The sequence below is a fragment of the Ketobacter sp. GenoA1 genome, from assembly GCF_003671475.1.
Lineage (GTDB): Bacteria > Pseudomonadota > Gammaproteobacteria > Pseudomonadales > Ketobacteraceae > Ketobacter.
In genome coordinates this window covers 157,477-171,394 of record NZ_RCHM01000030.1, presented here as the reverse complement: position 1 = coordinate 171,394, position 13,918 = coordinate 157,477, and the positions used below count along the sequence as shown (strand labels likewise).

The following is a 13,918-nucleotide window of genomic DNA, read 5'->3' as shown; positions in this document are numbered from 1 at the left end:
GCCCCCCCTACAGTCCCTGCGGACAGCGATAATTACGTAACAGCGACAGATTCAGGCCACTGATGCGGCTGGCGGCGCTGAGCTGGTATTGCGCCTTGCGTCCATCCTTATTGAACGTGGCCCGATAGGTGGTGTTGCCCACTTTGCGAATACTGGCGTCGTCCAGCAGCCGATACCAGGCCCAGACACCGGTGAAGGTTTCCCGGTGCAGGGTCTGATTCAGATCTTCGAACAGAATCCGAATGTTGGTATCGCGACCGCTGCGCCAACTGGCTTTCTTGTTGAGCTTGGGCCCGTGCGTATAAGTGAAGCGTTGTTCGCCTAACTGTAACTCAAACTTGCCCACCGAAGTATCCAGGCTCAGGGGCTTCATACTGAAATCGTAACCCGGTGCATCCCCCGCCCGGTACAACGCTGCGCGCAGCGTGTCAGCACCACGCAGCTGCCCGAGGCTGGCATCCGTGAATGCCACCGCCTGACCATCCAGTGCCTTGGGCCGCCAGTTGCGGTCCAGGAAGGGTTTGACGTTGGCCTGCACAAACGCCGCTTCCACCCCGCCGGGCGCCAGGAACTGATTGAAGTCATCCACGGTGGCTTCCGCCCGCACCTTACGCAGCGGATAACGGCTGCCAAGCGTACGCTCGTACACGGAATACACCTGTTGATTCCAGGCAGTGTCCAAGTGGGCTTTGGTGCCCTGTAAAATCACACCCCAACTGTGATCGGCCATCTCGTTCAGCCAATCGCTCACCGGCTTCGGCGCATTGGTGGCCAGAATTCGCAGTTTGCGAATGGGGTCGGCACTGTTGGTGCTGTAGCGGGCCTTGGCCGCGGCAAACGCCGCTTCATTGGGATTAGGGGACACCGCCATGTTGTTGAGGTAACCGTGGAGCTCCTTGATGCCGGCCAACACGTCATTCACCGCCGCCGGTTGCTGTTCACTCTGGGTGGTCAGCTGGTTGATATCACGAAACGCCACATCCACCGATGTGGGTTTTACCACCTTGCCGATAATCGCTTCTGCCGCGCCCGCTGTTGCCGCCGACGTACCCGGCAGCAACGTGGGCTGAGGCCAACCCGGAGTCAGTGCGGTGTTCTCCTTGGTCACCCTCAGGATGGCCACCAGGGGAGAATACACCGGATCCGCCATTTGCTTGAGGGTGGCGGTGGCGCTGGTCATATCGGTGAATTTGGCAATGTGCAATTCATTGAGCAGGCTCTGCCACTGGCTACTGTAGTCGTTCAGATACAGGTTTTTCAGTTCCTGCGCCAACTTTTCTTTATCCGCTTCGGTGAAGTCATCCACCTCTTCATCACCGAAGATCCAGCGATCCCGCTCCAGCTGCTGCAGCAAGGGTGACTTGACGCTGAAATCCAGCGACTTGAAGCCGGGCTTACTGTACAACGCCGACATCTGCAATGCACCGGATGACTGCCCATAACCGAAAATGGCAGCGGACTTGCCACCGATCTGGGAATAGATATCCAGCTGCTCCTGACCCAGATTGCCGGAACGAATCTGACTGTAGAGACGCTGGGCCGCCGGAATCTGTTTCAGCTTAAAGCGGGTGCTGTCCACCACCGCCTGATTCAATTGCACGCTGCCGAAACCTTTACGCAACAATACATTCAAATGCTCATTCAGTTCGGCCTGCTTGCCGGCCTCACCGGGCAAGCGCTGCTGCCACTGATCCTGGGCCCAATCGCGAATCACCGCCGGCTCCAGATGCTCGGTGTCCGCCAACATCAGATAGGCGCGGAAGGTATCGATCAACTCAGGATGGGTGGGGTTCATGCTTTGCAGCCGCTGCTCCAGGTAGTACTGGAAACGCGGCAGAAAATCCTTGCGCAGGGCGTTCAGATACAACGCATCTGCAGCCTCGTCCACCGAACCATCGTACAGGCCCACGCTGCTGAGCCAGGGATGATCTTCCTGATTGTAAACCCGCGAGGCGTTGTACAACGGCGCCAGTACCGGCAGCGTGTTCACCGGATCCTGATCGAACTGGCCCAGTTTGCTCTGCTCCGATTGATACTGGGCAATTAACTGATTGACCTGGGCCATGTATTCATTATTGCGGCTGAGGGTAACCGACCAGACGCCGATCAACACCACAAAAACCAGCGTCAGCACCGCAAAATAACCACGTCGCAACCACAACAAACTGGTTTCCAGTTTCTTGTTACTGCCTACCAGTTCTTCTTCCGGAAACACCACGTCACGGAACAGGCGGTTGATGAAAAAGCTCTTACCGGATCCGCTTTGATTGCGCATAGCATCACGGCTTAAGCCAAAATTGGACGAAACCGCTGACATCATGCGATCAATGGGTGTTCCTTCCTGGGTACCACTGCAGAAATACACGCCCCGCAGCAACGGCTGCTCACTGAAGCGGTTGGCGGCAAATGCCTCGCTCATGAATTCCACCAGCAGCGGTTTCAGATTTTCCATCTGCTGGGGAAAGGCCTGTATCAATGCCCGTTTGGCCGGATCCCGTTCATTGTGCACGCGCCACAACACACGATCATTCAGGCGGCCAATCAACTGATCCAGTTCACTGGGTAAACTGTTCAACTGTTGAGTGGATTCAATGTTAAACGTGGTACCCCAGATTTGCTGGCGCTCCGGCTGGGTCAGGTTGGCAAAAAATTCGGTGAAGCCCGCCACCAGATCGCACTTGGTCAGCATCACGTAGATGGGAAACCTGACACCAAAACTTTTCTGCAGCTCATCAATCCGTTCACGAATCAACTTGGCATTGTAACTGCGTTGGGCCGGTTGCTGGGTCAGCAGATCCTGTACGCTGATGGCAATCAGAGCCCCGTTGATGGGGCGCCGGGGCCGGTGTTTCTTTAACAGGTTAAGAAAGCCCTGCCAGGCGGAACTGTCCACGGTCTTGTGGCTGTCCTGGGTGGTAAAGCGGCCGGCGGTATCGATCATCACCGCTTCGTTGGTAAACCACCAGTCGCAGTTACGGGTGCCGCCGACCCCACCCAATGCATTTTTACCGTGCGTATCCGCCAATGGAAACTCAAGGCCGGAATTCACCAACGCGGTGGTTTTACCGGAGCCCGGCGGGCCGATAATGATGTACCAGGGCAATTGATACAACGCCACTTTGCCTTTGCCGGTATCAAACTTGGCACGCTTCAGAATGTCCATGCCTTCACTGAAGCGTTGGTTCAGTGCCGCCACTTCTTCACCGGCGCGTACCGCATCCTGGTCCACCTGATCGGCTTCGATCTCTTTTAACATACTGCTGTTCTTGCGATGGGACAGCCACATAACCAACAGCTGCGCCAACAACCAGATCAGCAGCACACTGAGCATCAGAAACAGCCGCGCGGTGGTGGACAGGGTGTCGTTGTCTTCGCCGAATTTGACAAAATCAGCACCGAACCAGATCACCAATGAGAGCGCGATAACGCCCAGCAACCCCAGAAAAATTTTATTTGTTAGTATGCTTATTACGCGTTTCATGAACGATTCCAATAACAGGAGTGTCGATGCCTATTGCCCATCCGTTTTTAAGATCTCGGTGCTCAAGGTTTCCAGCTGTGTCGCCGTGGGCTCGGTGGCCTGGAATATCCAAATACGAAACCCGCTGTAGACCACCAGAATCAACGCCAATACCACGGCGCTCACCACCCATAACGGAATAAATTCCATCAGGCTGCGTTTGCTTTTCACCGTGGTGGCCACATTGGGGGACAGATCCGGGGCAAACTCGCCCCGCAGTTTTTCGATGGTGTGGTAGAGGTTGTCGCGCAGGGTTTCCAGCTGATCCCGGCCGCGGGGATCAATGCGGAATTTGCCTTCAAAGCCCAGGCTCAGCAGCAAATAATCCAGCTCGATGATGTCCAGGTTGGAACTGGGGGCTTCCATCATTTTGGCCAGGATGGCAAAGAATTTCTCACCGCCGGCGGTTTCCTTGTGAAACAGGCTCAATAAAGACCGTTGCGCCCAGCCCGCCTGGGCACCCCAGGGTGTATTCATCACCGCCTCATCCAGGGCGGCACAGATCTGATAGCGGGAAGCCAACGCGATCTCTGTGCGGGTGTTCTGGCTTTTCAGCTTGCTGTCGAACAGTTTGATCTCTTCCACCAGGTTGCGATGCAAACCGGCCACATCACTGTGTTGCGGTGTGTTGCGCAGTTTATTGGCCACCGCCAGCAGGGTAGACGCCGCACTGATCACCGGATTCAACCCCCGCTCCACCTGCATGAGCTCCGCCGCCATCATCGCCGGTGCCGGGCCAGGGGCTGCCGGCTGCCCGGCGTTGGGCGCGGGCACGCTGCGCTGCGCCCCGGGCTTGGGAATGAATACGGTGCTTTCGGAACTTTCCTGGGACGGTTGCCGCTGGCCCGGAGTGAATATGGTTTTATCGTCGTCGTTGCTCATCAGTGGCTCCCGTTGTTAATCCCGAATGGTCCACAGTTCCATGGTCAGACCGGGGAAGTTGCCCCCCAGATGAATGGCAAAACCGCCGGAAGACTGCATCATCTTCCACAGGTCACTGGCCCGGTCCAGCTCAAAGTAGGTGAAGCCCGCGTGATAGGGTATCTGTCTGGGGGCCACCGGCAGTGCCTGCAAACCGATGCCGGGTAACTGGGCACTGATGAACTCGCGAATCCGTTCCACCGGCGCTATTTTTACCTGGGCCGGGAACGCAGTACGCAGTTGATTGCCGGGTACATCCGCTTTTACCGCCAGCACAATGGTGGCTTTGCCGATAATGGAATGATCCGAGATAGGCGCAACGTGGATACCGTATTTACGCTCGGTCAACTCCAGCGACACCGCGGTCTGTTCCAGTACGGTACTCAGGCACTGACGCAGACTCAACACCACCGGATCAAATATCTGCTGCAGCTCTTCATGCTGATAACGGGGAAACTCAGGTGGGCGCTTATTGCGCGTGGTAAAGGTCGCCAGTTCACCGGCCATCTGCACCAGCTCGGTAAAGCAGGCCAAGGGATGCAGTTGGTTGATGGTGCTGATGTGGGCAATCAGCGGTTCCATACGGTTCAACGCCTGCAACAGCAGGTAATCAGCGATCTCGGCCGAACCCGCACGCCCGCTGTCCGCCAGCCGGCCACTGAGTGCTTCCGCACGATGATGGATCAAGCCATGAATTTCCGTCAGGTGGCTGTTGATCACCTGGGATTTCAAGCAATCCAGCATCGGTGGTATGTACGCGGTATCCAACACCACCGCCTTGTCGGCAATATACTCCTGGATTCGGGCAATACCCACCTTGGCGTAACCACTGAGATCCTCCGACCCCAACTTGAGCATGGCATTGAGCTGACCCACATCGATGTCCGTGGGTTCACCCTGTTCACCCACATTGTTACGCACTTCGATTTCAATACTGTTGTGTCGCGCCAGGGTGGTCTGGCCGTGCTCCTGGGCGATTTCCATGGCACCGGTTCGCCGTAACGGCAGGCACAGATACACCATCTCGTTGGTGGTGTTTTCCGGTACGCTCAACACCGGAGGCAGGGCATCCGCATCAGGGAAACTGAACGGGCTGCCATCCGGAAACACGCCGCGGGCCTGACTGATACCCACCTTGCCCAATTTGAGCAGTTCCGTATCCAGGGTAATATCCAGCAGCCCCCACAGATAGCCGCCGATGGCTTCGCAACGGCCATCTATATAGCGTTCAAAATAGCGGTCCTGTTGCTGAAAATGCTGAGGGCGCAGAAACAACCCTTCGGACCAGACCACTTTATTACTGATTGTCATTGCGGGCTCCCCTTCGAGCTCGCTCACTTATCGGAACCGGCTGCCTTCTCCTTCCGCATCCATCCAGATAGTCGTGAGCCTCATTTTTCCGTGTGGTCAGTCTTCAATATTGACTTTAAGCTTTTCAAGACTGATGCGGGCCTTGTTGGTGGCGTGCGGCTCAATGGCAATCACTGCCTTGGCCTGGGCATCCTCATACTGAATGTATTCCCCCAGGATGCCGATGAACTTGACTTCCGGTGTCAGGTTAAAGGTTTCGGTGCGGCTTTCCCCCGGGGCCAGCTCCTTCAACCGGGTGATCTCGATCAGGTCATTGCCCAGTCGCCCCTGGGGGTCTTCAAACAGATTAAGGAAATCCTCCTGCTTGAACTGGCGGGCATCGCGCAGAGTGATGACCTGCACTACCAGAGGAGCGGCACGGCCGGCGGTGGTGGGGTTGACATCCTGACTGGCCACCAGCTTGAACTCGGCGGTGGTTTCCAGATTGAGCACCTTGCGGGTCGTACCACAGGCGGTCAGGGTGAACACCAGAACTAGGGAAACAGTAATCTGCAAAAGGTGGCGAAGCGGCATCTTCATGTTATCAGTCTTAATTTTGGTTAGGGTGAATGGTGGCCAAGGGTACCTGACACATCAGCGATCCGACTTGCTGGATTTGATGTCGTCCACTTGGGTTTCGTATGCACTTGCAAACTCCTCGCCAAAAAGACGATTGAAGCTTGTCTCGGGATCTTGTTGAAGTTTATCAAAGTATTCCACATAGGCATCCCAGAGGCGCGCTTTTTTACTGCTGAGCAGACCTTTTGTGGCCGCCTCCCCAAATCGGGTCTCCAGTGCTTGCGGTGAAAACTTGTGCAACATCTTCTCATAGGCACTGCGCATGCCCGCCAGCAAGGCCATCTGATGACCGGCCACATCGTTGAACGCTTCCTTCACCGCTTTGCTGCCGGACATGTAAGCCCCTGAGTGTTCGCCAAACAGGTAACGTAATGCATCCTTCTCGGTGAGCGCGAATTTCAGCGGGTTGTTCTCCACCGGCTGGATCATGGTGCGATCCAGGCGCAGCTCGTTCTTGATGCTGCTGCGGGCGCGCAACAACTCCAGTAAATGGCTGATGGTCACTTGCAGCACGGAGACCACTTCCGGGGTCAGCGCATCCAGTTGTTTCTGGTCCAGATTACCCAGCTCCAGCAACTGCGCCAACACCGGGGCGATGTCGCCCTGGCTCGCACCAGCTTCGCGGGGGGCGGTGTCCGCCGGGGTGGCTGCCCCTGCGCCGTGGCCGGAACTGCCAGATGCTTCTTGGGCGGCCGGTTGCTGCGCCTTTGCAACGGGTGCCGCTTCCCGCTGCGGGGCTGCGGGTTCTGCTTGAACGTCGGGCTGAACCGGCACAGGCGGTTCAGTGCGTTCCGGCACGATGTCCTGTGCTGCTATGGCGGGGGATGACATGTCAGCAGCTGGCTCTGGCATGTCAGGCGCCGGCTCGGCGACACCACTATCCAAGCCCAACAGTGCATCCAGAGCATCGGCATCCTCCACCGCCGGTACGTCATCCGCCGCAAAAGCCGGCGGTTCCGCATCACTGCCCGGCTGCGCCGGCACCGGAGTGGGCTCCGCATCAAAAGCGGGAGTCTGCGGCTGGCGGGGAGCGTCGAAGGCCTGGTGCAGAGGATCTACACTGTCTTTCTGACTGCCTTTCCACCAATCCTGATCATCCTCGGCGGGTACCTCATCCAAAAAGGAACCACCCAGCACGTCATCCGAACGCCGTGCCTGGTCAATGGCGGCCAGGGGGTCATTTTCTTCCTCGAAACCGGCATCAGCCTGCACCACGTTAGAGGCGCCCCAGCGGGGTTCCGATGGCGCGGCGGCGGACTCCGGCTCCAGCCACTTGTCCAGATCGTCCAGGCCGGTGGCATCTGCGGCGGGGGCGGATTGTGCTGGTGGCGCGGCGGCCGGCGCGGGCACTCCCAGATCATCCAGGAAACTGCCGGTGCCCGCGTTGGGTGGGGCTGCCGCTTGTTCCGCCAGCAGCTTCACCGTGAATAAGTACTTACCCATGGCCACGCTGTCCCCTTCCTTGAGCACCGCCGTGTTGTTGGGCCCCAGGGGGGATGGGCTGTCATTGATAAAGGTACCATTAGTGCTGTGGTCGGTAATCACATACTGGCCAAGCTCATGGGCAATACTGGCGTGCTTGGAGGACACAATGCGCTCGCTGTCCGGCAGCACGCATTGGTTTGAAGCGGCCCGGCCCAGGGTCGCTCCGGTCACACCTATATCCATGTGCTGCCCGGACAGCGTACTGTCCGGTGGCGCGCTGCTCACGGTTAATCGCAAAGTCGTCATAGTCATTCTGCAGTTAATACAACAATTTATTCAGTATATCGCAGGCGGCATGAAGGGTAAGACCCGCCAGTGGATAAATGAATGTCAACATAACGGAATTGGCTTTTTTTTACCACGCCTGCGCCCAGGATGCGTTCTTTAAACGGAAATTGGCCATTATTTAACCTCAAAAACGGCACTGGTTCGCACACCGCCCCGAAACCGACGCCATTGGCCCGCCTGAGCACACCGCAAGCCCCCATGAATCATGGGTGCGTAAGCTGCCTGCATTAGCTGCCTGCATTCAATTTTCACTGGTTAATTTTGTTCTATCCTTAAATGATCGATATCCTTAGAAAAAATCGGACGTAGGCGGGCTGTGAGCAGAATCCAGGGACAGGGATTACAGATCGGTGCATTACTGGTGATGTTGGCGCCCGGTGTTGTGACGTCCGCCGCCGAGGACACAGCAGATCTGTTGGAGTTGGATCTGGCTACCCTGATGACCATTGAGATCAGCCCCAGTGCCGATGCCTCGGCACTGGGATTAAGTCAGCCCTTGCCCGGCGGCCAGATTGCCAGCGGCGCCCGCCTGGGGATACTGGGGGGAAAGTTTCAGGGTGACATTCCTTTTTCCATCACCAGTTACACCAGTGAATTCATCACCGACCAGCAAGCCGTAAGCGTTGGCGACGTCCTGCAATACGATGCCTCCGTGCGTGTGGCCCGCGGCTTCGGTAACTTTCAGCAATTGTATAAAGTACGGGGCTTGCCGGTGTTCTCCGATGACATGTCCTACAACGGGCTGCATGGAATTCTGCCCCGTCAGTACCTGGCGGCGGAACTGATCGAACGGGTGGAGATTCTGCGCGGTGCCAACGCATTTCTGAATGGGGCGGCCCCCAGTGCCTCCGGCCTGGGCGGTTCTGTCAATGTTATGCCCAAGCGTGCCACCCATACCGACATCAATCGGGTTGGTTTTGGTGTGATGTCCAACAACCAACGCTATGTGGCCACCGACATCGGCCGCCGCAGTCGCGACAAACTTTTCGGGGCACGCTTAAACGCCGTGGCCCGGGAAGGCGACAGTGCCGTGGAAGATGAACAGCGCCAGTTGGACATGGCGACCCTGGGCCTGGATTATCAGGGCCGGCAATTACGGGTGTCCATGGACGTAGGCTATCAGGATCATCAACTGCACGAGACCCAGCCCAGTATCACCATTGCGCCAGGCCTGGACATTCCCAAAACGCCACCGGCGGATACCAGTATCGCGCCGGCTTGGACCCGTTCCGCAGAGCAGGATCACTTTGCCACGCTGCGGGCGGAATACGATTTCGACCAACCCCTCACCGCCTGGCTGGCCTACGGCATACGACGGGGAGAGGAAGATTCGGTATTTGCCTCCGGCCTCACCGTGGTCGACAGCGCCGGTAACTTCACTGCCGATCGCTTCGCAGTGGTGCATGAGGATCACGTCAACACCGGCGAGCTGGGCTTGCGGCTGCGCCTGCACAGCGGGCCGGTACGCCACACCATCACGCTTTCTGCCAACGATTACAAAAACGATTCCAGCAACGCCTTCGCCATCTATTCCGGCTACAGCGACAACCTTTACCGGCCGCAATATCCAGCCGCACCCACTGCACTCGGTTTTATGGGAGGCAATCTGGATCAACCCCGCACCACCCAGCATATCCATACCCACAGTTTCGCCCTGGCTGACGAAATTTCCTTCTATGACCGTCTGCAATTGACCCTGGGGTGGCGGCAGCAGTTAATCGAGGATCTATCCTACGATTACAACAGCGGCACCCTGCTCTCCGAGTACGATGAGAAACAAGCCACCCCCATGCTGGGATTCGTTTATCCACTGACGACACAGTGGATAATCTACGGCAATGCCATTGAAGGCCTTACCAAAGGCGACATCGCGCCGGCCACCAACAACGGCAACCCGGTTGCCAACGCCGGAGCAGCATTGAAGCCTTATCAAACGCAACAGGTTGAGCTGGGAATGAAATACCTCGGCCACCAACTGGCGGGTATTTTCAGTGTTTATGAAATCAGAAAACCCATGGTGGGTTTCGACAGCAACAACGCCCTGCGTGAACTGGACGACCAAATACACCGGGGTTTGGAAATGTCACTCTACGGCAACCTGACCCCGGATCTCAAACTGTTAACCGGCCTCAGCTTTCTGCACACGGACCAAGCCGGCAAGCGCGCTATCGGCGCGCCCCGGGTGCAGTACAATTTAAACCTGGACTGGAGCAGCCCCATCCCCGGATTGGCTTTCACCGGCCACGCCATGTTCACCGGCCGGCAATACGCCGATGCCGACAATCTGCAACCGGTTCCCGCCTGGTGGCGACTGGACGCCGGAGTACGCTACCGGCGCTTACTGTGGGCCGATACCCTCACCACTTTTCGCCTTACGGTGGAAAACCTTACCGATAACAACAGTTGGACATCCGCCGGCGGCTTTCCCGGCTTTGGTTATCTGGTGTTGAGTGAACCGCGCACTTTACAGGGCTCGGTAACCTTTGATTTTTAACACCATCAGCGGCGGGCCCGCCAACGCTGTAGCAAATCTTCATCGCTGCAGGGAATGATCTCATCCAGGCATTGCAGCGCCAGAATACGATCGGTGCGAAAGTGGCGGAAGTCGTTACGCAGTTCACACCAGGCCACCACCAGGCGCACCGCATCAAAATAGGCGATCATGACCGGCCACAGGGTTCGCTCACTGCAAACCCCCTGCTCATCGCGATAGCGAATCTGAATTTTCCGATGCCCGCGAATGGCCCGGCGGATCAGCGCCGCATCCACACGATCCAGTGCCGTATTGCCTTGATCCACCGCCTCCACCCGATGCAAGCGCAGATTAGCCTGCATGTGAGACGGTAATACGGCTTGCAGTTTCGTCATCAAATCACGCGCACCGTTGGCCAGCGCCGGATCCCCCCGCTGTGCCACCCATTGCGCGCCCAGCAGCGCTGCCTCCAGCTCATCTTCAGTCAACATCAGCGGTGGCAGCTCATAGCCTGCCGCCAGGATATAACCCACCCCCGCCTCACCCTGTATGGGTACCTGTTGTGCCTGCAACTCCGCAACATAACGGTATACGGTACGCACCGACACCTCCAGTTCCTGTGCCAACTGCGCAGCCCGCACCGGTGTACGGGCGCGGCGCAGAATCTGCACAATACGAAAGAGCCGTTCAGTGGTTGCCATGATGACGCTGTATCATTTCGGTAACGATTTTTGGAATCCTTGCAGGGAAGCCATCGCATCATACCACCGTTGCAACGATGATCCGGCAGGCTCTGCATCGGCAATGCCCAGTTGAAAGATATTGGATGCCACCGAAAGGTCGGCAATGGTTGGCTGGTCACCGCATAAATAGGGCGTGATGGCCAGTGCGCTGTCCAGGATAGCCTCCCGTTCCTGCCATTGTGTGTGCCCCAGATCCACTCGCGCAGGATCCCCTTGCGCACCGAGAAAGACGCCGTGCAAAACGATATTCTCCACACAGGGCGCCAGCAGGCACTGGTTCCAATCGAGCCACTGCTCTGTTGTTGCCCGTGTTTTAAGCTCGTGGGGATACCATGCCTGCAAATCATGCTTTAAACACAAATAACGCAGTACCGCGTTGGATTCATAAATGATCAGTTCGTCATCAATAAACGTGGGAACCTGATGATTGGGATTGATGGCCCGATACCAGTCGGATAAATAGTCACCGTTTTCCATGTTCACACTGATTGTTTTATAGTCTAAGCCCGCCTGCTCCAGCAATGAGATAATACGCCGACTGTGTTGGGAATAAGGGGCATGGTAAAGCGTGTACATAGTTTGATCTCCGTTGGGGATTGTGTGTTGTTGTTTATTCCATGATCGATCAGCAGCGCTCATGGTAACGGTTCCCTGCTGACAGGGTTTGTCAGCAGCCTAAAAAAAGTGCCGACATCAATCACCTGATTTGATCTGCAACAATAAAGCACGCCGTTAAAAATAATTTCCCGGTTTTGTTCTGATTATCCCCTTGCAGGATCACCGGGTTTTGCTTTAGCCTGACCCTGCGTCTGTCAAAACGCCATTAAACAAATTGCATGGCCGGGCAGGTCTTACACTGAATAAGAATGCGTTGAAAAAATGTATTGCATAGAAAGTGCGCAATTATCATTCAATACAGTGACAGCGTCAGTGTACTCCAACGAGTTTTCATGCGAATTCAAAACCAATCTTCACTTTGATTAATTCGCAACGCTTTTGTAGTGAATTGCACAGAAATAAAAACGGCAATTAATAAGAATAAAAACACCAACACCACAAAGCTGGCCCAACAGGAAAGCAGGCCTCATAGGAGAATGAATGGCTTCGTACAAGGGTGTACAAGGCGCCTTGACGGCATTGGAAACATTTTTCCAGGCCCGCCTGCCAGAAGATCTCAGTGATGGGCCTACCAATGCCAGCGTCAGATTACTGGGCAGCAATGACATCGCCAATCGACTCACCGGCAATCTGCTGGGTATTTACCTGCATCGCATCACCATCGACGACCACGGCCGTTCCCGTTTTTTTAAACCCCAGGGCACGGATAATTCCGGACCGCGCCCTGAGCTGCCCGTTAATCTTCACTTCCTGCTGATCGCCAATGCCAACAGTGCCACCATCGAAGCCGATCTCATGAGTTGGGCCATGGTGGAGCTGGCCAATCACAGTCAATTGGATATTTCCAACGTGCAGGACATCGATGATGAGTGGGGTCAGGCGGAGGTCCTGAACATCACACCGGTGGACATCACCACCGAAGATCTGATGCGCATCTGGGATGTGTTTGAATCGCCCTACACCAGCACCATGGCCTACACCGCCAAGACCGTGCGCCTGCGGCTGAACCCGCAACGCAGTGAAGGCCCGGATGTCACCAGCCGGGTGTTTCCCCATGGCCGCCTGGAGTAACGCAGATGACACACAGAAATGATGGAACCCGGGAATACAGACCACAGGAGAATGGGTAATGGCGGCCATTAAGGTTCTGGAAACCAATGTTCTGCACGCCAGTGATGTGCTTTATTGGCTGGACGGCACCACCGCAGAAACCAGTACTGAGATGCAGCGTCTGCCCCATGAAGTGCAATTCAACCTAAGCGATAAACCCCGCGATGTGCAGATACGACAGGCGCCGGGTAAAACCGCGCTCTGGCGTCGGCCCGTTGCCGACATCGTCAATGGCGAGGCCACCGAAACCGACAAAACGTTTGTGGATGCCGGCAGTTTTACCCTGGCGGGCACCGTGCAGGATCAACGGGGCCTGTACAATCCACGCACATTTTCCGTCACGGTGGGCGCCGGCAGCGTACCCATTGCCGGCCAGGGACTGGTGCTGTACCCCTCGCCTCAAGGTACCCGCTTCGGCAAAGCCGGTGGCCTGATCGCCACCTTGCGTTTTGCCACCGCCGACACCAACGACGGCAACGTGGTGCCCTGGGCCTTACTCACGGCGGTGGTCACCATTCCCGCTGTGGGCACGCAAACCTATCGCGCCCAGGCGGATCATCGCGGCGATGTGCTGTTGCCGCTGCATCGCCTGCCGCCGTTGCCCCAGGGGGTCGACCAATATGCTCTGGAGCTGAGCGTCACGGCACTGCTCAGTGCCCGTGCCGATACACCACTGAACACGGACGATCTGGTGGCCATGAATCTGGAGAGCACCTCCAGCGCCGGCTCGTTTGCCAACCCCATCGGATTCTCCGTAGTACCCGGTGAAATTCAATTAATCCGATCCGCGAACAAGGATCACTTAGCTGTGCAACCCAGTTGACCGTACCT

Annotated in this window: 10 protein-coding genes; 3 read left to right on the top strand and 7 right to left on the bottom strand. The window is 56.6% G+C overall.

Annotated features, from left to right (window positions below):
• Positions 1-7 precede the first annotated feature (7 nt).
• The 5 genes from tssM to tagH form a co-directional block, all read right to left on the bottom strand.
• Positions 8-3,481, bottom strand: coding sequence for a type VI secretion system membrane subunit TssM (tssM, locus tag D9N13_RS12780; RefSeq protein WP_290590574.1), 3,474 nt, complete (start codon positions 3,479-3,481; stop codon positions 8-10).
• Between the two features lie 30 nt (positions 3,482-3,511).
• The gene (gene icmH, locus D9N13_RS12775; RefSeq protein ID WP_290590571.1) at positions 3,512-4,402 is read right to left on the bottom strand and encodes a type IVB secretion system protein IcmH/DotU; all 891 of its coding nucleotides are present in this window, start codon (positions 4,400-4,402) and stop codon (positions 3,512-3,514) included.
• Positions 4,403-4,417: 15 nt separating this feature from the next.
• Positions 4,418-5,752 carry a type VI secretion system baseplate subunit TssK gene (gene tssK / locus D9N13_RS12770; RefSeq protein WP_290590568.1) on the bottom strand — a complete coding sequence of 445 codons (1,335 nt, stop codon included), beginning with the start codon at positions 5,750-5,752 and terminating at the stop codon, positions 4,418-4,420.
• Positions 5,753-5,848: 96 nt separating this feature from the next.
• Entirely contained in the window at positions 5,849-6,331 is a 483-nt protein-coding gene (gene tssJ, locus D9N13_RS12765; RefSeq protein ID WP_290590565.1) for a type VI secretion system lipoprotein TssJ, read from the bottom strand.
• 54 nt (positions 6,332-6,385) lie between these two features.
• Positions 6,386-8,101: a type VI secretion system-associated FHA domain protein TagH gene (tagH, locus tag D9N13_RS12760; protein ID WP_290590562.1), complete on the bottom strand. Its 1,716-nt coding sequence runs from the start codon at positions 8,099-8,101 to the stop codon at positions 6,386-6,388.
• Positions 8,102-8,459: 358 nt separating this feature from the next.
• Between tagH and D9N13_RS12755 the strand changes: the two genes are divergently transcribed.
• Entirely contained in the window at positions 8,460-10,637 is a 2,178-nt protein-coding gene (locus tag D9N13_RS12755) for a TonB-dependent receptor (protein WP_290590559.1), read from the top strand.
• Between the two features lie 5 nt (positions 10,638-10,642).
• Here the strand turns inward: D9N13_RS12755 and D9N13_RS12750 are convergent, their stop codons facing one another.
• Positions 10,643-11,317 (bottom strand): helix-turn-helix transcriptional regulator, encoded by a 675-nt coding sequence (locus tag D9N13_RS12750; RefSeq protein WP_290590556.1) that lies wholly within the window; start codon positions 11,315-11,317, stop codon positions 10,643-10,645.
• A 12-nt stretch (positions 11,318-11,329) separates the two neighbouring features.
• On the bottom strand, positions 11,330-11,935 hold the full coding sequence (locus D9N13_RS12745; protein ID WP_290590551.1) for a glutathione S-transferase family protein: 606 nt from the start codon (positions 11,933-11,935) through the stop codon (positions 11,330-11,332).
• Between the two features lie 522 nt (positions 11,936-12,457).
• Between D9N13_RS12745 and D9N13_RS12740 the strand changes: the two genes are divergently transcribed.
• On the top strand, positions 12,458-13,048 hold the full coding sequence (locus D9N13_RS12740; protein WP_290590548.1) for a DUF4255 domain-containing protein: 591 nt from the start codon (positions 12,458-12,460) through the stop codon (positions 13,046-13,048).
• A gap of 58 nt (positions 13,049-13,106) precedes the next feature.
• Positions 13,107-13,910, top strand: coding sequence for a hypothetical protein (locus D9N13_RS12735; RefSeq protein ID WP_290590545.1), 804 nt, complete (start codon positions 13,107-13,109; stop codon positions 13,908-13,910).
• The last annotated feature ends 8 nt before the right edge of the window (positions 13,911-13,918 follow it).

What these genes read in the sequence shown, in the direction of transcription:
- tssM (WP_290590574.1), bottom strand. Translation starts at nt 3,481, where the DNA reads ATGAAACGCGTAATAAGCATACTAACAAATAAAATTTTTCTGGGGTTG.
- icmH (WP_290590571.1), bottom strand. Translation starts at nt 4,402, where the DNA reads ATGAGCAACGACGACGATAAAACCATATTCACTCCGGGCCAGCGGCAA.
- tssK (WP_290590568.1), bottom strand. Translation starts at nt 5,752, where the DNA reads ATGACAATCAGTAATAAAGTGGTCTGGTCCGAAGGGTTGTTTCTGCGC.
- tssJ (WP_290590565.1), bottom strand. Translation starts at nt 6,331, where the DNA reads ATGAAGATGCCGCTTCGCCACCTTTTGCAGATTACTGTTTCCCTAGTT.
- tagH (WP_290590562.1), bottom strand. Translation starts at nt 8,101, where the DNA reads ATGACGACTTTGCGATTAACCGTGAGCAGCGCGCCACCGGACAGTACG.
- D9N13_RS12750 (WP_290590556.1), bottom strand. Translation starts at nt 11,317, where the DNA reads ATGGCAACCACTGAACGGCTCTTTCGTATTGTGCAGATTCTGCGCCGC.
- D9N13_RS12745 (WP_290590551.1), bottom strand. Translation starts at nt 11,935, where the DNA reads ATGTACACGCTTTACCATGCCCCTTATTCCCAACACAGTCGGCGTATT.
- D9N13_RS12740 (WP_290590548.1), top strand. Translation starts at nt 12,458, where the DNA reads ATGGCTTCGTACAAGGGTGTACAAGGCGCCTTGACGGCATTGGAAACA.
- D9N13_RS12735 (WP_290590545.1), top strand. Translation starts at nt 13,107, where the DNA reads ATGGCGGCCATTAAGGTTCTGGAAACCAATGTTCTGCACGCCAGTGAT.